Source organism: Haliea sp., assembly GCF_040222615.1.
Lineage (GTDB): Bacteria > Pseudomonadota > Gammaproteobacteria > Pseudomonadales > Halieaceae > Haliea.
The window spans coordinates 1-18,419 of record NZ_JAVKCQ010000030.1 but is presented as its reverse complement, the minus strand read 5'-3'; the positions used below and the strand labels follow the sequence as shown (position 1 = coordinate 18,419).

Below are 18,419 nucleotides of genomic sequence, written 5' to 3'. Positions count from 1 at the left end.
CGCGGCTCACGGGATATGCAGCGCCAGCGTCTCCTTCACCTGCTCCATGACTACATAGCTGGTTGATTCCTGTACCCCCGGCAGGGTCAGCAGGGTTTCCCCGAGAAACGCGCGGTAGGCATTCATGTCCGCCACCCGGGCCTTGATCAGGTAGTCGAAGTTGCCGGACACCAGGTAGCACTCCTGCACCTCGGGTAACTCAAAGGCGCTCTGCTTGAATTCCTCGAAAATGTCCTGGGACGTGCGGTTGAGGCGGATCTGCACGAACACCACCAGCCCGGCGTCGAGAAAATCCGGGTTGAGGATGGCCTGGTAGCCGCGGATGACGCCCTCCCGTTCCAGCCGTTTGATCCTTTCCTTGCAGGGTGTGGTGCTGAGACCGACCTGCCGCGCAAGCTCGGCGTAGCTGCTGCGCGCGTCCTGTTGCAGCAGGCGCAACAGGCGGCGGTCAGTGCGGTTGAGGGTATGCAGTTTGCGCTCCATGATCATCCACCATCAGCCTGGTTATATACGTGCGTTCCGGCTGTATATTACGGTTCTAGGGTGGTCGATTCCACTTAATATGTGCTTCAAAAAAGCCGAATCGGCTGCTGCGAGGCAGAAAAAACCGAGGAAAAGTCAGCGGCTCCGGGCTAGCATGCGCCGTATCAATCACTGCTCGCAGGGAGCACAGTCATGCTGATCGGCGTTCCGAAGGAAATCAAGAATCACGAGTACCGCATAGGCCTGACCCCGGCCGGAGTACGCGAGCTGGTGCACGATGGCCACCAGGTGCTGGTGGAGAAGGACGGCGGCGAGCCCATCGGCTTCGACGATGCCCAGTACGTCGATGCGGGGGCGGAAATCGTCGCGGGCCCGGAGGATATATTTGCCCGGGCGGACATGAGCATCAAGGTCAAGGAGCCGCAGCCCGGCGAGTGCCGGATGCTGCGCCCCGGCCAGCTCCTGTTTACCTACCTGCACCTGGCCCCGGACCCGGACCAGGCGCGCGCGCTGCTGGCCTCCGGCGCTACCTGTATCGCCTATGAAACCGTCACCTCGAAAGGGCACGGCCTGCCGCTGCTGGCCCCCATGAGCGAGGTGGCGGGGCGCATGGCCATCCAGGCCGGGGCCCACAACCTGGAAAAGGCCCAGGGCGGTAACGGCGTGCTGCTGGGCGGCGTACCCGGTGTGGAACCGGCCAGGGTGCTGGTGATCGGCGGCGGCGTGGTCGGCATCAACGCCGCCCGCATGGCCATGGGTATGGGTGCGGACGTCACCCTGCTGGACCGGGACCTCAATCGCCTCAAGGAACTGGATATGGTATTCGGGGGCCGGCTGAAAACGGTCTACTCCACCAAGGAAGCCGTGGAGCGTTACGCACTGGAGGCGGACCTGGTGGTCGGCGCCGTGTTGATACCCGGCGCCTCGGCGCCGAAGCTGATCTCCCGCGAACTGGTCACGCGGATGAAGAAAGGCGCGGTGATGGTGGATGTGGCGATCGACCAGGGCGGCTGCTTCGAAACCAGCAAACCTACCACCCACAAGGACCCCACCTATGTGGTTGACGGTGTCGTGCACTACTGCGTGGCCAATATGCCCGGCGGTGTGGCGCGCACCTCGACCATCGCGCTCACCAACGCCACGCTGCCCTATGCGGTGAAGCTGGCCAGGGACGGCGTCAGCGTTGCGCTGGAGCGCGATGAACACCTGCGCAATGGCCTCAATGTCCACGCTGGCTTGGTGACTCACCCCGCTGTGGCGGAGGCGCTGGGTTACGAGTACGTGGAGGCCATGGCTGCGCTGGCCCGCAAGCCGCTGGAGCAGTGCGCCTGACCGGTCCCGGGCGGTCGCGGGGGGAACCGGGGCGGTAATCCCGCCCCGGCTCTTCAGCCGCCGTATTTTGCTTTGGCTTCCCGCCGCCGGGCGTGCAACACGGGCTCGGTATAGCCGTTGGGTTGCTCGCAGCCCTTCAACACCAGGTCCAGCGCCGCCTGAAACGCCACGCTGGCACTGAAATCCGGTGCCATGTTGCGATAGGCGGGATCGCCGGCATTCTGCTGGTCCACCACCGCCGCCATGCGCTGCAGGGTCTCCATCACCTGCGCCTCGCTGCAGACGCCGTGGCGCAGCCAGTTGGCGAGGTGCTGGCTGGAAATACGCAGGGTGGCGCGGTCTTCCATCAGGCCGATGTTGTTGATGTCGGGTACCTTGGAACAGCCCACGCCCTGGTCGATCCAGCGCACTACATAGCCGAGGATCCCCTGGGCGTTGTTGTCCAGCTCGCGCTGGATATCCGCGGCGGTGAGCCCCTCGGCGCCCTTCAGCGGGATGCTGAGAATGTCGTCCAGCGATGCCCGTGGCCGCGACTTCAGTTCATCCTGCCGTGCGGCGACGTTAACCTCGTGGTAATGGGTAGCGTGCAGGGTAGCGGCGGTGGGTGAGGGCACCCAGGCGGTGCTGGCCCCCGCCCGCGGATGGCCGCTCTTGGCGGCGAGCATGTCTGCCATCAGGTCCGGCATCGCCCACATGCCCTTGCCGATCTGGGCCCGGCCCTGCAGGCCGCAGGCCAGGCCGATGTCGACGTTCCAGTCTTCATAGGCATTGATCCAGGGTTCCTGCTTCATGGCGCCTTTCGGGGTCATGGCGCCGGCTTCCATGCTGGTGTGGATCTCGTCGCCGGTGCGGTCGAGGAACCCGGTGTTGATAAAGACCACGCGCTCCCGCGCGCGCTCGATGCAGGCCTTGAGGTTGACCGTGGTGCGCCGCTCCTCGTCCATGATGCCGAGTTTGATGGTGTGGCGGCCCAGTCCCAGGGCGTCCTCGATACGGTCGAACAGCTCACAGGTAAAGCCGACCTCCTCCGGGCCGTGCATTTTCGGCTTCACGATATAAACACTGCCGCGGCGGGAATTGTGCAGGGGGCCGGCGCCGCGCAGGTCGTGCAGGGCGATCATGGTGGTGAACATGCCGTCCATGATGCCTTCCGGGATCTCGTTGCCGTCGGCGTCGACAATCGCGTCGTTGGTCATCAGGTGGCCGACGTTGCGCACGAACATCAGGCTGCGGCCCGGGAGCACGAGGTCCCTGCCGTCGTTGCCGGTGAACACCCGGTCCGGGTTCAGGCGCCGGGTGAGGGTGTCGCTGCCCTTGCGGAAGGAGTCCTCGAGGTCGCCGCGCATCAGCCCCAGCCAGTTGCGGTAGACCAGCACCTTGTCCTCGGCGTCAACGGCGGCGATGGAGTCCTCGCAATCCTGGATGGTGGTCAGGGCCGCCTCCAGCACCAGGTCCTTGACGCCCGCGGCATCGGTGGCGCCAATGGGGCTTAGCGGGTCGATCTGGATATCAATGTGCAAGCCGTTGTGGCGCAGCAGGATGTTGCTCGGCGCGTTGCGCTCGCCGCGGTAGCCACGGAACTGGCTCGGGTCCGCGAGAGAGGTGATCTGGCCGGCCTGCAGTACGACCTGCAGCTTGCCGTTGACCACGGTGTAGGCCCGGGCCTGGCTGTGGTCACCGGTGGACAGGGGGCAGTGGCGGTTGAGGAAATCCCTGGCCCAGGCGATCACCTTCGCCCCGCGCACCGGGTTGTAGCCGCCCGCGCGCTCGGCGCCGCCGTCTTCGGGAATCACATCGGTGCCGTAGAGGGCGTCGTAGAGACTGCCCCAGCGCGCGTTGGCGGCATTGAGGGCATAGCGGGCGTTCATCACCGGCACCACCAGCTGGGGGCCGGCGAGGGTGGCGATCTCCGCGTCCACGTTCTCCGTGCAGATCGTGAAATCGGCCGGCTCCGGCAGCAGATAGCCGATCTCCTGCAAAAAGGCCTTGTAGGCAGCCCGGTCGTAGCCGGGGCCAGGGTTGCCGCGATGCCAGGCGTCCACCTGCGCCTGGACGGCATCGCGCCGGGCCAGCAGGGCGCGGTTGCGGGGTGCGAGGTCACGCACAATGGCATTGAGACCATCCCAGAACTGTGCCGCGGACACACCGGTGCCGGGGGCGATGTCATTTTCCAGCAGTTGGTGCAATGTGGTGGCGATCTGCAGGCCGCCTTCGGTGATGCGGTCGGTCATGGTCTGTCCTCATGCTCTGGTGGAGGCATGCATCGCCTCGCGCTATCCTGGGTCAGTAGTCTAAAGCCTGGCCTGAAGATTTAGCTAATTTATCGTTTTTATCGCGGCCATTCCCGTGGTAAATGTATTTCCGCTCAGGGCAGCGGCGGTTTCTGGTCCAGTTCCCTGGCTGTATCCGCGATCAGCTTGCGCAGCCAGCGGTTGGCAGGGTTGTGTTGCAGCAGCGGACTCCAGGCCATTTTCAGCTCCAGGGGCGGGATCGCCAGCGGCGGCTCCCGCAACACGACCCGCGGGTTGTTGCGCTTCAGCAGGGCTGCCCGGGTGGGCAGGGTGACGATCAGGTCGTTCTGTTCCGCCAGGGTCATGGCGGCCTGGTAGTGGCGGGTGAAAACGCGGATCTGGCGTTTCTTGCCGATTTTCGCCAGCGCCGCGTCCACCCAGCCCAGGCGCTGGACATCGTCCGGGTCCACGCCAACGCCGACCCCCATGCCGGTCTTGCTCACCCAGATGTGCTTGGCCTGCAGGTAATTGTCCAGGGTGAAATTGTCCAGTACCGGGTTCTCAGGGCTCAGCAGGCAGGAAAAGCTGTCGTTCCAGAGGTGGATCTGGTGAAAGGACTGGGGCATGGAATCGAAGCGGTTGATCACCATATCCACCTTGCCGCGCTCGACATCGAGAAAGCTGACATCCGAGGGCGTCATGATGTCCAGCGTGAGGCCGGGGGCCAGCACGCGCAGCTTGCCCAGCACCGCCGGCAGCAGGGTGGACTCGGCGTAGTCGCTGGCCATGATACGAAACACCCGCGAAGCCTGCTCGGGCTCGAACGCGGTGCGAGGTTGCACCGCTTGCTCGATGTTCATCAACACGTCCCGCACCAGCGGCTCCAGTTCCAGCGCGCGCTCGGTGGGGGTCATGCCGTCGGAGGTGCGCACCAGCAGGGGGTCATCAAACAGGGTGCGCAGACGGCGCAGGCCGTTGCTCATGGCGGGCTGGGACAGGTTCAGCTGGTGCGCGGCCTGGGTGACGTTGCGCTCCCGCAGGAGGGCATCGAGGTAGACCAGCAGGTTGAGATCGATACGGTTGAGTTGCACGGCTGGGACCTATTCACAAGGTAAATGGCGGGGATGAAGGTGATAGATTGGGCAAATTATACGCGGGTGGCTAAGATTGCCAAGTCAGTGACACCCGTCGGGGTGCATTGCCCGCTATAATTCAGCCCCTCGTGTTACCGCAACAAAAGGACGACCGCCCGATGAGCAGCTACCGCGCCCCCATTGAAGACATGACTTTCCTGCTCGAGGAGCTGCTCGATGTGGGTGGCACGCTGGGCAGCCTGCCGGCGTTCGCCGAGCTCGGCCTGGGCCCGGAACTCACGGGCGCGCTGCTGGATGAGGGCGCGAAACTCGCCGGCGGGGTGCTCGCGCCCCTGCGCCGGGTGGGAGACGAACAGCCAGCGACCTGCAGCGACGGGGCCATCACCCTCAGCCCGGGCTACGCGGATGCCCTGCGGCAGCTGGGTGCGGGCGGCTGGATGGGGATCGCCTCGGATCCGGAATACGGCGGCCAGGGCCTGCCGGAGCTCTATGCCACGGCCGCCTGTGAGATGTGGAACAGCGCCAACCTGGCCTTTGGTCTGGCCCCCATGCTCAGCAGCGGCGCCGCGCTGGCCATTCACGCCCACGGCACCGAAGAGCAGAAACAGCTGTACCTGCCGAAGATGCACGCGGGTGAATGGGCCGGCACCATGAACCTGACCGAGTCCGGCGCCGGCTCCGACCTCGGGGTAATGAAAACCCGCGCCGTCCCCGAGGGCGACCACTACCGCATCCACGGCCAGAAGATTTACATCACCTGGGGCGATCATGACGCCACCGACAACATTATCCACCTGGTACTGGCCAAGCTCCCGGACGCTCCCGAGGGCAGCCGCGGCATTTCCCTGTTCCTGGTACCCAAATTCCTGGTCAATGCCGACGGCAGTCTGGGTGAGCGCAACGATGTCTACCCGGTCTCCACGGAACACAAACTCGGTATCCACGGCAGCCCCACCTGCGTCATGGCCTTCGGCGACGGCGAAGGCGCCGTCGGCTATCTGGTGGGCGAGGAAAACCGCGGCCTTGCCCGCATGTTCACCATGATGAACGAGGCCCGCCTGAAGGTCGGGGTGCAGGGTCTGGCCGCCGCGGAGGGGGCGTACCAGAAGGCGGTGGCCTATGCCCGGGAGCGGGTCCAGGGTGGCGTGGCGATCATCGAACACCCGGATGTGCGGCGCATGCTGCTGACCATGAAATCCCTTGTCGAGGCCATGCGCGCCTTTGTCTACACCGAGGCGGTGACCATGGACCTGGCCCATCGCGGGCCGGAGGAAGACCGCGCCCGGCAGCAGTTCCGCATCGACCTGATGATCCCTGTGATCAAGGCCTGGCTGACGGAAGTGGGGCAGGAGCTGACCTCCCTGGGGGTGCAGGTGCACGGCGGCATGGGCTATGTTGAGGAGACCGGCGCTGCCCAGTATCTGCGGGATGTGCGCATCACCTCGATCTACGAAGGCACCAATGGCATCCAGGCGGCGGACCTGGTCAGCCGCAAGCTGGGCCGGGACCAGGGCGGCGCCATGCGCGATGCCCTGGAGCAGGTGGCGGCAACCGTGGCGGCGCTGAAAGGCCACGAGGCGGGAGATCTGCAGCAGATCGGCGCCGGCCTGGCGCGTGCCCTGGCCGGTACCGAGGAGGCCACGGCGCAGGTGCTGGAGGCGCTGCAGGCAGATCCCGCGGTGGCGCTTGGAGCCTCCTTCGATTACCTGATGCAGTGCGGCTACCTGTTCGGCGGCTGGCACCTGGCGCGCTCGGCGCTGCTGGCCAGCGACCGTCTTGCGGCGGGCGAGGACAATGACTTCTACCGCAGCAAAGTTGCCACGGCCCGGTTTTACGCCGAACAGATCCTGCCCCGTTGCGCGGCCCACGGCGGTGCCATTGCCACCGCTTCGGGCGCCCTGAACAGCTACCCGGTCGACTGGTTGTAGGAGGCTTGTGATGACCAACATATCCACGCCCGACCTGACCGATGCGGCGCCGGAGGCTGCGGTAATTGAGCTGCAGTTTCGCAATTTTGGCGCCCACCCGCGGTTCTCCGGCCGGGTGGTGACCATCAAGTGCCACGAGGACAATTCCCTGGTCAAACAGTGTGTCAGCGAAGCTGGCGAGGGCAGGGTGATCGTGGTCGACGGTGGCGGCTCCCTGCGCCGCGCCCTGCTGGGTGACATGCTGGCGGAGGAAGCCGCGCGCAATGGCTGGGCCGGTCTGGTGATCAATGGCGCGGTGCGGGACGTGGACGAAATTGCCGCGACCGCGCTGGGGGTCAAGGCGCTGGGCGCCACCCCGCTGAAAACCGAGAAGCGGGGTGAAGGACAGCGTGACATCGCCATCCAGCTCGGCGGTGCTAGCATCGCGCCGGGCGATTACCTCTACGCCGACAACAACGGCGTGATCGTCAGCCCGCGCGCCTTGCTGTAGACGCCGCTCCCGGGCGACGGCGTCAGTCCAGCAGGCGCAGGGAGAGATCCAGCGCCTTGCAGTCCTTGGTCAGTGCACCAATCGAGATATAGTCGACGCCGGTCTCCGCCACCGCCCGCAGGTTGTCGCTGTTGATATTGCCGGACGCTTCCAGTTCCAGCTTGCCCGCCACCAGCGCGACTGCCAGGCGCATGTCCTGCAGGCTGAAGTTGTCCAGCATCACCCGGTCCGCGCCGGCGGTCAGCGCCTGCTGTAACTCCTCCAGGGTTTCCACTTCCACCTCCACCGGCTTGCCAGGCGCCTGGGCCCGGGCCTGGCTGACCGCCGCCGCGATACCGCCACAGGCGCTGATATGGTTCTCCTTGATCAGGAAGGCGTCGTACAGGCCAATCCGGTGATTGTGGCAGCCGCCGCAGCGAACGGCATACTTCTGCGCCTTGCGCAGGCCCGGAATGGTCTTGCGGGTATCCAGCAGGCGTACACCGGTGCCGGCCACCATGGCCGCATAATGGCCGCAGCGGGTCGCGGTCCCGGACAGCAACTGGAGGAAGTTGAGAGCGGCGCGCTCGGCGGTGAGCAGGGAGCGCGCCGGGCCCCGGGCGGTGAACAGGGTGCTGTTGGCCTGGATTGGCGCCCCGTCCTCGGCGTTCCAGTCCACGGTCACGGCTGGGTCCACCTGGTGAAAGACGGCATCCACCCAGGCCCGCCCGCAGAGAATGCCGTCCTCGCGGGTGATAACCCGGGCGGTGGCGCGTGCGTCCGCCGGAATCAGGGCGGCGGTGATGTCGCCGCTGCCGATATCCTCCGCCAGCGCGGCGCGCACATTGTCCTGGATATCGGTGTCGGTAAGTGCGGGCATGGCGGTCAGCGTCCTGTTGGTTGGGGGCGGCGCAAGGGCGGGAATTGTAGCAGCAGTCACCGCCCGCGTTGAGCCCCCGGCACAGCTCGACTATGATGGCCGGAAACCGACGGGCGAGCCATGCACTACACACTGGACAGGGGTTGGGTTCAACAGGCGCGGCAGGTGCCGTCCCCGAATTGCGGCCCGCGGCCCGTGGGGGCTGTACCCGAGCTGATCGTGATCCACAACATCTCCCTGCCGCCGGACTGTTTCGGCGGCGACGATGTGGAGCGCCTGTTCACCAATTGCCTGAACTGGGATGCCCATCCCTACTATGAGCAGATCCGGGGGCTGGAGGTCTCGGCGCACTTCCTGGTGCGCCGCTGCGGCGAGCTGGTGCAGTTTGTCGCGGTGGACGATCGCGCCTGGCATGCGGGCCTGTCCTGCTGGCGCGGCCGCGACAACTGCAATGATTTCAGTATCGGGATCGAGCTGGAGGGCAGCGATGAACTGGCCTACGCAGACGCGCAGTACCGGACTCTGGAGGCGTTGACCCGGGCCCTGTTTGCACACTACCCCGCGCTTGATCGGGAGCGTCTGGTGGGACATGCGGACATCGCCCCCGGTCGCAAGACGGACCCCGGCCCCGCCTTCGACTGGCCGCGCTATCGAGCCAGTCTGGCAGCCACAGGAGAGTATGCATGAATTTCCTCGCGTTTATCGTGGCCCTGGTCCTGCGCCAGCTGTGGGGTGCCGAGGCCAGGCTGCACCGGGACGGTTGGTGGCGGGACTGGTGCGATCGTGCCAACGGGTTCGGTTTGCTGCCCTGGCTGCAGCTGGCGCTGACGGTCGGCCTGCCGCTGCTGCTGACGCTGCTGCTGCTGGACTTGCTGCGGCCGCTGCTGTTCGGCCTGCCCTGGATCGCCGCCGCCGCCCTGGTGCTGCTCTACGCGTTCGGTCGCGGCGACTTTCACGCCCGTATCGCCCGCTATCGTGATTACTGCGAGCGTGGCAATCGCGAGGGGGCCTGGCTGTACCTGCGGCAGGAGCTGCAGGTCGGTGATCCGCAGGAGGTGGATCCCGGTCTCGAGCCCGGGGAGTTGCACCAGCAACTCCAGGCCAGCCTCTACTACGACGGCTTCCAGCGCTGGTTTGCCGTGGTCTTCTGGTTTGTCCTGCTCGGGCCAGTGGCGGCCCTGGGGTATCGCCTGTTGCAGCTGTACCGGGATGCGGAAGGGGATGCCGGGCCCGCGGTAACGCTGTTGTTCCTGCTCGACTGGTTGCCGCTGCGCCTGCTGCTGGCCACATTCGCCGTTGCCGGCGATTTTGTCCGCAGCCGCGATGAGCTGGTGGCTGCGCTGCTGGAGCCGTGGGCCGACGCCTCGGCCCTGTTGCTGGCCGTCGGCAGTGCCGCGGCCGGTACCTCCGCCGGCGACCCGGCTTTGCGCCAGGCTGCCGGGGATGTGACCGAGGTGGCCGGGCTGCTGTCCCGCAGCGGCGTGGTCTGGGTGGTGGTGATCGCGGTGCTGGCCATTCTCGCCTGATCGGGGTCGGGCCGGGCGGCGCCGCAGGTCGACGTCAAATACGGCCAAAACAGGCAGTTTCGCAAACGCCCTGCTAGACTCCCTGTAAACAACGGTTGCCGAAAGCAGTACAGGTTTGCCTATGCCGGAATTTTCCCGCACGGACGCGACCCTGCCTTCGGTGTTTGCCCGGCTCGCTGTGAGCCAGGCTCGCATCGCCCGGGTAGTGACCATAGTCTTTCATCCCGATACCCACCGCATCGGTGAGCGCTGGCTGGTTCCCGAGCGCGCCACCAGAGCCCTCCTGCTGGGGCGCCAGCAGCCGCTGTTCGGTCGCGGCAGCGAGGCCCAGGCCCGGCCACTGGATGATCCCCACGTCAGCCGCCGGGCCCTGTCGCTGTCGTTCGGAGCCGCGGGAGTGACCATCGCGCCGCAGCCGGGCGCCTGCCGCTGTCGCGTCGACGGCAGCTGGGTGAGCTCGACGCAAACCCTGGATCGCGCCGCCCTGCGCCGCGGCGTGGCCCTGCAGTTGGCGCACAGCGTCGTGCTGTTGCTGCGCGAGCAGTCCATGCCGCGGGGGCCGAATGCGGGTGCACCCCTGGCGGAGGCCGGGAGCGCCCTGTGCGGCAGCAGTTTCTATATGCAATCACTGCGGCGGCGGATCGCCCGGGTGGCGGACAGTGGCCTGGACGTGCTTGTCCGCGGTGAAACAGGCAGCGGCAAGGAACTGGTTGCGCGTGCCCTGCACGACCTGAGCGCGCGCCGGGCGCAGCCTCTGGTGGCGGTGAACATGGCGGCGATTCCCGCGGGTGTCGCCCCCGCAGCCCTGTTTGGCAGCGTGCGCGGCGCCTTCACCGGTGCCGAGCGCAACAATCGAGGCTATTTCCAGCAGGCCCAGGGCGGCAGCCTGTTCCTGGATGAAGTCGGCGATACTCCCGAAGACGTCCAGGCCCAGCTGCTGCGCGCCCTGCAGGAGCGGGAGGTGCAGCCCGTGGGCGGCAAGCTGGAAAAGGTTGACGTGCGGGTGATCTCGGCAACCGATGCCGACCTGGATGGCCCGGACAGCAAATTTCGTGGAGCCCTGCGCCATCGTCTCGGCAGTGCCGAGGTGCAGGTGGCGCCGCTGCGCGCGCATCCCGAGGATATCGGCGAGCTGCTCCGCCACTTCGTCAGCCGGGCCTGTACTGACACCGGCCGGCCATCCCTGCTGCCGGGGGCGGAGGTCGACGAGCTGCGTGTTGCCCAGTGGGCGGAACTGTTCCACCTCTGCTTGCGCTACGAGTGGCCCGGCAATGTTCGCGAGCTCGCTAACTGTGCCCGCCAGATAGTTCTCGACAGCGAGGCCGGGATACAGCCACCGGCGCTGCTGCTGCAGCAGTCCGCGGGCGCCGTGGCCGAGGAGTACGCGCAAGCCGGGGAACAGGTACCGGTGCAACTCGGGGACCAGGCCCTGCGCGGGGTACTGGAACAGGAGCGCTATGAGATTGCCGCGGCTGCGCGTCGCGCCGGAATGAGTCGCCAGGCGCTGTACCGGCGCTTGCCCGAGCTCGGCCTGCGGCTGGCGTCGCAGGTCCCCGAAGTCGAAATGCAACAGCGACTGGTCGACAGCGGCGGCGATATCAGGGAGGCGGCAATGCTGTTGCGGGTGTCCGCGGTTGCCCTGCGCGCCCGCCTGCGCAACCGGCCCGGTGCTCCGGATTCCGGTTCCGCTGGGTGAGTAACGAAGACCGGATCGGCCCCTACCGCATTCTCCGGTTGATCCGGCGCGGCGGTCAGGGCTCCGTGTTTCTGGGCTTCGACGACCGCCTCAACCGGCGGATAGTCGCCAAGCTGTACGCTTTGCCGGCAGATCCGGCCCGCAGCAAGGAGGTGCTGAGGGAGGCCCAGCTGGTGGCCGGACTCGACAGCCCCCGGGTGGTAAGGATCTACGATGTGATCGTCGGCGACACGCATCTGGCGATGATCATGGAGTACGTGCCGGGCTGCGACCTCGAGGAGCTGCTCGATCAGTGTGACCTGTCGCTGGACAGCATTCTGGCCGTCGCGACGGATGTCGCGGGGGCCATAGCCCTGGCCAGGCAGCAGCGCATCGTCCACGGTGACCTCAAGCCGAGCAACGTGCTGGTCACAACGGACGGTCGGGTCAAGCTCACGGATTTTGGTATCGCCCAGGCGCAGGGAAGTATTCACAGCCGCCGCGGCAGCCCTTCATGCCTGTCACCGGAGCAGCTACAGGGCAAGCCGCTGGATGTGCGTTCGGATCTGTTCGCGCTGGGCTGTCTGCTGTTCCGGCTGATTGCCGGGCGGCATCCCTTCCTGCGCCAGGGAACTATCGATCCCGCGGCCCTGCTGGCTGGTGCGCCGGCGCTGCCTGCAACCCTTGCGGACGGCACTCCGGTACCATCTGCCCTGTCGGCTCTGGTGGCAGACCTGTTGTCTGCGGACCCGGCGCAGCGGCCCCAGACTACCCATGAGGTGCGCCAGCGCCTGCACCGTATCGCCGCAGAGCTGCCCCGGAGTCTGCGTTTTCCGCTGGCAGATGAGGCGCGCCACGCGTTCCGCGAGGAAACCGGCGACGATCTGCCGCTACCAATACCTGGCAGTCTGCGTCACCAGGGCCGGTCGCGAATGCCCTTGCCCCCTGGGCGGTGGACCCTGTTTGGCGTGGGGCGCGACTGGGGCCGCCGGCAATGGCTGGCGGCCGCGTCAGTGCTCCTGGTCGCACTGGCCGGGCTGCTGGTTTCGATCTGGCCCTCCAGTTACCGCGTCCATGTGCCGCTGCCGCAGATTGTCCTGGCGCCCGGGGTTACCCTGCCCGAGGAGCGCGACACTGGCTGGCTGTTGCGGCAGGTCAGGGACCTGGCGCTGCAGGTCGAGCCTGGTCTGGTGTTCAGTGGGGAGCTGCCTCCGTTTCGGTCCCGGACCCTGGACCGCAGCCTCAGTGCCCTCGGCAGGCCGCCCCCACCGGAGCAGCTGCGTATAGCGCTGCACTGCCAGCAGACATGGTGTGTACTCGGCCTGGAACGGGAGCGCGAGACCTGGCGTCGCTACCGCCAGGCCCTGCTGCTGACCAACGCCCCCGCGGCGCACTGGCAACAATTGATCGGCCTGGCGGTAGACGAGTTGTTTGCCGCCGACGGCTGAGTCCGGGTGTCAGGCGGGTGCGTGGCCCGCATTCTGCGCCTTCAGTGCTTGCAGCAGTAGCGCATTCCGGGGCGCTTCCACACCAAACTGCTGGCCCTGGGCCAGCAGGTAGCCGGTCAGGTAGTCGATCTCGGTTTCGCGACCGGCCAGCACATCCTGCAGCATCGAGGAGCGGTTGCTCGCGGTGGCGCGTATTACCGCCATGACTTGCGGGTGCAAATCCTCCACCGCGCCTGCCTGGCCCGAGGCGATGGCGATTGCGCTGATTTCCGTGCACAGCTCACGCACCAGCGCTGCCAGCTGTGGCTGCTCCGCAAGCGCCCCGTTGGGACATCGGTGGAGCGCGGTCACCGGATTGATGGCGCAGTTGATGGCCAGTTTGCGCCAGAGCACGGTGTCGATATCGGCGCTCCATTCACAGCTTGTCTGCAGCCCCTGCCAGCTCGCGAACCAGTCCGGTGCCGAGGGCCGCCCAGGCTGGCCAACCAGGGTGCTGCCGTGCCCGGCGTGGCAGATGCTGCGCCGGGCCTCGCGGAAGGCGCCCTCGGTAGTGCTGCCGGCGAAGCAGTCCAGCCGTGGCCAGCGCGCCTGTACCTGCTCCTGGTAGCCCAGGCCGTTGGCGAGCAGGAGTATGGTCGCGCCCGGCGCCAGCCGGTGCTCGATACCGGCGATAGCGGGAACCATGTCGTAGGCCTTGGTGCACACCAGCAGGTAGCTGAGCGGGGAGTCTTCGCTGTTCGCGGATACGGCGAACCGGTGCTTGTGGAGCTGGTCGTCCCGGCGCAGCGTGATGCAGGCACTGCCGGCGGCCAGGTCGGGATCGTCGTCCCGCAGCAGCAGGGTGCAGGGGATGCCCGCATCCTGCAACAGGGTGGCGAACAGGCCACCGATGGCGCCGGCGCCGAGGATGTGCCAGTGCTGCACCTGGCCCTCAGTACCGGGCGGGGATTGCAAAGCGGCGCGGGCAGATTACCATGGGGCTCCTGCAATCAAGGGCAAACCGGAGATACGCACTATGCCATCTTTTGACGTTGTATCGGAAGTTGACTTGCACCATCTCACCAACGCGGTCGACCAGGCCTCCAGGATCATTGGCAACCGGTTCGATTTCAAGGGCGTGGACGCGGGTTTCGAGCGCGAGGAGCGCACCGTTGACCTGCATGCAGAGGCCGAGTTCCAGCTGGCGCAAATGGAAGACATGCTGCGCAGCGCCCTGATCAAGTGTGACATTGATCCCGAGGCCATGGAGTGCGGCGAAGCCTCGACCAGCGGCAAGCTGGTGCGACAGACCGTCACCCTGCGCCACGGTCTCGACAGCCAGCAGTGCAAGACCATCGTCAAGACCCTGAAGGAGGCCAAGCTCAAGGTGCAGGCGCAGATCCAGGGCGACCAGGTACGGGTGACCGGAAAGAAGCGCGACGACCTGCAGGAGGCCATTGCGCTGCTGCGGGAGAGTCCCATTGGCCTGCCGCTGCAGTTCACCAATTTCCGCGACTGAGGCTGCGCACGCCGGCGGTCAATCGCCGGTCAGGGCCGCCAGGCGGGATTCCAGGGTCTGTCGTTTGCGCACCAGGTAGTCGGTGCCGGGGTGCTCGGGGGCGAGCAGGTACCACAGCAACTCCAGATAGCGATAGACGCATTCAAAGCCGAGCATGCGCTCCCTCTCACTGGTTGCTGGCACCCTGCCCAGATAACGGGTCAGGAGCACATCGGCCGCGGCATCGGGCCACTCGTCGCCGGCGGTCACCGCGGCCAGGTCGAACCAGACGGGCCCCATCGCCGCATACTCCCAGTCCACTGCCCACAGCCGGTCGCCACAGCGGAGGCGGTTGGCCCGCAGCAGGTCATTGTGGCACAGGGCCAATGGCTCGGTGGCCGCCGTCAGGCGCGGCAGCAGCGCTGCGACCCTGGCGGCCGGGCCGCGCAGCGTTTGCCAACTGCCCGGCAGGCTGTGTCGCAGGCTGTGCTCGCTGCGCCGGCAGCGCTCGCCGAGATCCAGCCGGGTGTGCACCGCGGGCAGCTGGTGGATGCGCCGCAGGAGCCGGGCGACGTCCGCGGGATTGTCGCTGCAGCGGTCCTCCGCGACGAGGTAGTCGCAAACCAGCGCGCCGAGTTCCGGGTTGCAGTAGCGCGGTGCCGGCGCGATTCCCGCCCTGTGCGCCTGTTCCAGGATGCGCCATTCCAGCTGGCGGTTGAGGCCGTTGGCGGCGGGGTTGATACCGTCCAGGCGCAGGACGAAACGCTGCTCTCCGCTGGCTACCAGGAAACTGTGGTTGCTGAGGCCGCGCCCTAGCGGGTGCAGCAGGGTGGGCGCTGTGGCCAGCTGCGGCGCCAGCTGCCACTGTCGCCACTGCCCGAGGGCCTGTTCCAGTCTCAGGCTGACTGGTGCCGGTACTGTTGCAGCCATCTGCGATAACCAAAGATCACGATGATGAGATAGATTGCGAACAGCCCCGCGGTCAACAACAGGCCACGCTCCAGGTAGAGATAGATGGAGACGCTGTCGATGACCAGCCAGTAGAGCCAGTTCTCGAGGATCTTGCGCGCCACCATCCAGGTGGTGAGGATGCTGCCCCAGGTGGTAAATGAATCCAGGTAGGGCAGGGCCGCATCTGTGTGCCGGGCGAGCAGGAAACCACTGCTGGCGCTGGCGGCAAGCACCGCGACGATAGCCAGCAGGTGGGCGCGGGGGCGCCAGGTTACTATGGGCAGCGGCTGGCTGGCGGCGGCGGTAGCGGGCGGGGCCCGGTCACCGCGGCCCCCGTGGCGCCATTGATACCAGCCGTACACCGCCATGGCCAGGTAATAGACCTGCAACGCCGATTCCATCAGCAGGTTCACCTCCCTGAACAGCCAGAGGAAGATGGCCGTGCTGGCGAAGGCCGCGTACCAGCACCAGAGGCTTTCACGCACCGCCAGCAGCAGATAGGCGATGCCCAGCAGGACCGCCGCCAGCTCCCAGCCCGAGAGGCTGGTGGCGGCCGCGGCCAGCTGTGCGATCAGATCACCCTCGCCCATCAGTCGCGAATCGACAGCAGGCCGGGAATGAACTTGCAGACCAGCACCTGTTTGCCAAACTGTGCATGGCTGGCGGTGAGCGCTTCGCGCACCAGCGAGAACACCTGCTCCGCTTCGCCGCTGATCTGGGTGCTCATGGCGTTGGTGACGAGGGTCAGTTCCCCGCTGGCCGCCAGTCGCTCGATAAAGCCTTTGATGACCGGGATGTAGTCTGCCTGCAGCGGGTACAGGCTCAGTTCAGCGGTGACATGCATGGTTGTGGTCTCCGGGTTCAAAAGGTATAGCTGGCGCTGACGCCCAGGCTGCGCGGCTCGCCGAACTGGTAATAGGGCTCCACGATATAGCCCTTGCGGGGGTCGTTGCCGAAGTCGCCGAAGCCGCGTGTGGCATAGTCCGTGTCGCCAAGGTTGCGCCCCCACAGCGCAATTTCCCACTGCGCCTGCTGCCAGCCCAGCCGCATGTGCACCAGTTCGTAGGCGTCTGAGCGCATATCGTAGCGGTCAGAAAAATGAAAGCTGTCCCGGGCCTCCACATCCAGCCTCAGGTACAGCTGGCGGCTGAGCTCGACCCGTCCCCCCAGCGCCGCCTGGTAGCCCGGCGCGTGGGCCTGGTCGCGACCCGCCATGTCGGTACCATCGGGGCTGGTGTAGCGATCGAAGGTCGCGTCCAGCAGGCCCAGATGGGCGTAGAGGCTCAGGCGCTCGCTGGCCAGCCAGTCCAGCTCCAGCTCAAGGCCATAGTTGGTGCCGCGAGCGGCGTTGTTGGTGTAGTCAATGAACGCGGTACTGCCGTCGTCCCGCGGCAGCACCAGGGAACCTTTGACCTGCTGGTCTTTGCGATCCATGTAGAACAGGGCGAGGCGGGTTTGCAGGGTACCGTTCCGGTAACTGGCCTTGTAGCCCGCCTCATAGTTCAGCAGGGTTTCCTCATCGAAGCCACCCAGCCCCGCCAGTTGTTGCCGCAGTGCGGGATCGTTGGTGGTCTCCACGCTGGCGAGAATGCCCGCATTGACCCCGTTGCCGCGGTAGCCCCTGGAGACACCCGCGTAGAGCAGCGCGCCCGCGGGCCTCTGGTATTCGAGTACCAGGCGCGCCCCCCACAGATCGCGGTCGCGACGGTGGCTGACGCCGTTGCTGTCGCGGTAGTCGGTACTGCGCTGCTCCAGGCGCAGGCCACTGACCAGGGTCAGCGTGTCGGTGAGGTCGGTGTCGATCTGGCCGAAAACGGCGGTCGTGTCGGTATCGTAGCTGCTGGCAAAGTCCGCGGCCAGGTAGGTGTACTGGCGGAGCAGGTTCTCCCGGTCGGCCAGGTGGTAGATGCCGACCGCCCAGTCGCTGCGATCGTCGAAGAGGCGCGAGCGCTCGGTGGAGAGCAGGCGCAGCTGGGCGCTGTTGCTGTCTCGCTCCCGGAGGTAGCGGTCGAACGAGCTGTATTCCAGTCCCGGTGCAATACCGACGAAACTCCAGTCCTCGTCAAAGCTGTACTCGCTGTCGGTGTCTGCGCTGCTGAGAGTGGCCTCGATGTCCAGATAGTCACGCTGGCCGGTCCACTGCAGGCTGGCCGCCGCGGTTTCCTGGCGGTCCCGGCCTGGCTCGTCGGAGAGCGTGCGGCGGTTGTTGTCGAGGGAAAAAGCGTCATAGCCGTTGTCTACATCCACGGCCAGCAGGCTCAGGTCGACGGTGTCGGCATCCCCCGCCAGCCAGCGCAGGCGTCCTCGCACCGTAGTCTCGTCACGCCGGTTGGTGTCGTCCCGCTGCAGAAAATCGTTGCGGTAATAACCGTCGCTGCGATATTGCTGTACTGCCAGGCGGTAGAGCAGGCGCTCGTCCATGAGGGGGCCGGTGGCCGTTGCGCCCAGGCTCCAGGAGTTGTATTCGGCGAGGCTTCCCTGCAGGGTGAGCCCGGGCGTTGCCTCGGGAGCGGCACTGCGAATATTGATCAGGCCCGCCAGCGCATTGGCGCCGTGCAGGGTGCCCTGGGGGCCGCGCAAGACTTCCACCTGTTCGACATCGAACAGGGTGCCAACTGCGCCCAGGCCGCTGAAGTCGACCCCGTCCAGCAGCAGGCCAATGGAGGGGTTCAGGGGCTCCTGGAACTGGCTGCGTTCACCGATGCCGCGAATCTGGAAGAAGCGCGCCCGCGATGCGCCGCTGGCGTAGTTGAGGTTGGGGATGACGTTCAGGACCTCTTCCAGGTGCTGCGCGGCTCGCTCCCGGATGCTGTCGGTCGTCAGCACGCTGGTACTGCTGGACTGGTCAAGCAGGCGGGTCTCGCGCAGCTCGGCGGTCACCAGGATTTCGCTCAGCTCACTGCTGCGGGCGTGACTCGCTGCCGT

At 66.4% G+C, this 18,419-nt stretch carries 17 protein-coding genes; 8 read left to right on the top strand and 9 right to left on the bottom strand.

The genetic code is table 11. The features are described 5' to 3' along the window. Positions 1-6: 6 nt before the first annotated feature. Positions 7-483, bottom strand: coding sequence for an Lrp/AsnC ligand binding domain-containing protein (locus tag RJQ10_RS03150; protein ID WP_350143548.1), 477 nt, complete (start codon positions 481-483; stop codon positions 7-9). 192 nt (positions 484-675) lie between these two features. Between RJQ10_RS03150 and ald the strand changes: the two genes are divergently transcribed. Then, a complete protein-coding gene (gene ald, locus RJQ10_RS03145) occupies positions 676-1,815 on the top strand; it encodes an alanine dehydrogenase (protein ID WP_350143546.1) in 1,140 nt (379 codons plus the stop codon). A gap of 53 nt (positions 1,816-1,868) precedes the next feature. Here ald and RJQ10_RS03140 read toward each other — a convergent pair whose 3' ends face one another. Both RJQ10_RS03140 and RJQ10_RS03135 read right to left on the bottom strand, forming a co-directional pair. After that, positions 1,869-4,046 carry a malate synthase G gene (locus tag RJQ10_RS03140; protein WP_350143544.1) on the bottom strand — a complete coding sequence of 726 codons (2,178 nt, stop codon included), beginning with the start codon at positions 4,044-4,046 and terminating at the stop codon, positions 1,869-1,871. A gap of 134 nt (positions 4,047-4,180) precedes the next feature. Further along, positions 4,181-5,137 carry a LysR family transcriptional regulator gene (locus tag RJQ10_RS03135; protein ID WP_350143542.1) on the bottom strand — a complete coding sequence of 319 codons (957 nt, stop codon included), beginning with the start codon at positions 5,135-5,137 and terminating at the stop codon, positions 4,181-4,183. A gap of 161 nt (positions 5,138-5,298) precedes the next feature. Here RJQ10_RS03135 and RJQ10_RS03130 point away from each other — a divergent pair, with 161 nt between their 5' ends. Beyond that, entirely contained in the window at positions 5,299-7,068 is a 1,770-nt protein-coding gene (locus RJQ10_RS03130) for an acyl-CoA dehydrogenase (RefSeq protein WP_350143541.1), read from the top strand. A gap of 10 nt (positions 7,069-7,078) precedes the next feature. Continuing rightward, positions 7,079-7,558 (top strand): ribonuclease E activity regulator RraA, encoded by a 480-nt coding sequence (gene rraA, locus RJQ10_RS03125; protein ID WP_350143540.1) that lies wholly within the window; start codon positions 7,079-7,081, stop codon positions 7,556-7,558. A 22-nt stretch (positions 7,559-7,580) separates the two neighbouring features. Here the strand turns inward: rraA and nadC are convergent, their stop codons facing one another. Further along, a complete protein-coding gene (gene nadC / locus RJQ10_RS03120; protein ID WP_350143539.1) occupies positions 7,581-8,417 on the bottom strand; it encodes a carboxylating nicotinate-nucleotide diphosphorylase in 837 nt (278 codons plus the stop codon). 120 nt (positions 8,418-8,537) lie between these two features. Between nadC and ampD the strand changes: the two genes are divergently transcribed. From ampD to RJQ10_RS03100, 4 genes are all read left to right on the top strand, one after another. After that, positions 8,538-9,104 carry a 1,6-anhydro-N-acetylmuramyl-L-alanine amidase AmpD gene (gene ampD / locus RJQ10_RS03115; RefSeq protein WP_350143538.1) on the top strand — a complete coding sequence of 189 codons (567 nt, stop codon included), beginning with the start codon at positions 8,538-8,540 and terminating at the stop codon, positions 9,102-9,104. Further along, positions 9,101-9,943: a regulatory signaling modulator protein AmpE gene (gene ampE, locus RJQ10_RS03110; RefSeq protein ID WP_350143537.1), complete on the top strand. Its 843-nt coding sequence runs from the start codon at positions 9,101-9,103 to the stop codon at positions 9,941-9,943. Before ampD ends, ampE begins: the two co-directional genes overlap by 4 nt. A gap of 121 nt (positions 9,944-10,064) precedes the next feature. Next, positions 10,065-11,639 carry a sigma-54-dependent transcriptional regulator gene (locus tag RJQ10_RS03105; protein ID WP_350143536.1) on the top strand — a complete coding sequence of 525 codons (1,575 nt, stop codon included), beginning with the start codon at positions 10,065-10,067 and terminating at the stop codon, positions 11,637-11,639. Then, positions 11,636-13,066, top strand: coding sequence for a serine/threonine-protein kinase (locus tag RJQ10_RS03100; RefSeq protein ID WP_350143535.1), 1,431 nt, complete (start codon positions 11,636-11,638; stop codon positions 13,064-13,066). The genes RJQ10_RS03105 and RJQ10_RS03100 overlap by 4 nt, the downstream gene beginning before the upstream one ends. A 9-nt stretch (positions 13,067-13,075) precedes the next feature. On the opposite strand, the gene RJQ10_RS03095 is transcribed toward RJQ10_RS03100, so the two are convergent. Next, positions 13,076-13,990, bottom strand: coding sequence for a 2-dehydropantoate 2-reductase (locus RJQ10_RS03095; RefSeq protein ID WP_350143534.1), 915 nt, complete (start codon positions 13,988-13,990; stop codon positions 13,076-13,078). A 91-nt stretch (positions 13,991-14,081) separates the two neighbouring features. On the opposite strand from RJQ10_RS03095, the gene RJQ10_RS03090 reads away from it, so the two are divergent. After that, positions 14,082-14,564 (top strand): YajQ family cyclic di-GMP-binding protein, encoded by a 483-nt coding sequence (locus RJQ10_RS03090; protein ID WP_350143532.1) that lies wholly within the window; start codon positions 14,082-14,084, stop codon positions 14,562-14,564. An 18-nt stretch (positions 14,565-14,582) separates the two neighbouring features. Here RJQ10_RS03090 and RJQ10_RS03085 read toward each other — a convergent pair whose 3' ends face one another. The 4 genes from RJQ10_RS03085 to RJQ10_RS03070 all read right to left on the bottom strand — a co-directional run. Further along, positions 14,583-15,473: a phosphotransferase gene (locus tag RJQ10_RS03085; protein ID WP_350143530.1), complete on the bottom strand. Its 891-nt coding sequence runs from the start codon at positions 15,471-15,473 to the stop codon at positions 14,583-14,585. Then, a complete protein-coding gene (pnuC, locus tag RJQ10_RS03080; protein WP_350143528.1) occupies positions 15,440-16,084 on the bottom strand; it encodes a nicotinamide riboside transporter PnuC in 645 nt (214 codons plus the stop codon). Before pnuC ends, RJQ10_RS03085 begins: the two co-directional genes overlap by 34 nt. Beyond that, complete coding sequence (locus tag RJQ10_RS03075) at positions 16,084-16,338, bottom strand: YkoF family thiamine/hydroxymethylpyrimidine-binding protein (RefSeq protein ID WP_350143526.1); 255 nt, start codon at positions 16,336-16,338, stop codon at positions 16,084-16,086. Before RJQ10_RS03075 ends, pnuC begins: the two co-directional genes overlap by 1 nt. 17 nt (positions 16,339-16,355) lie before the next feature. Beyond that, the coding region (locus RJQ10_RS03070) for a TonB-dependent receptor (RefSeq protein WP_350143524.1) at positions 16,356-18,419 on the bottom strand (2,064 nt) is incomplete at its 5' end.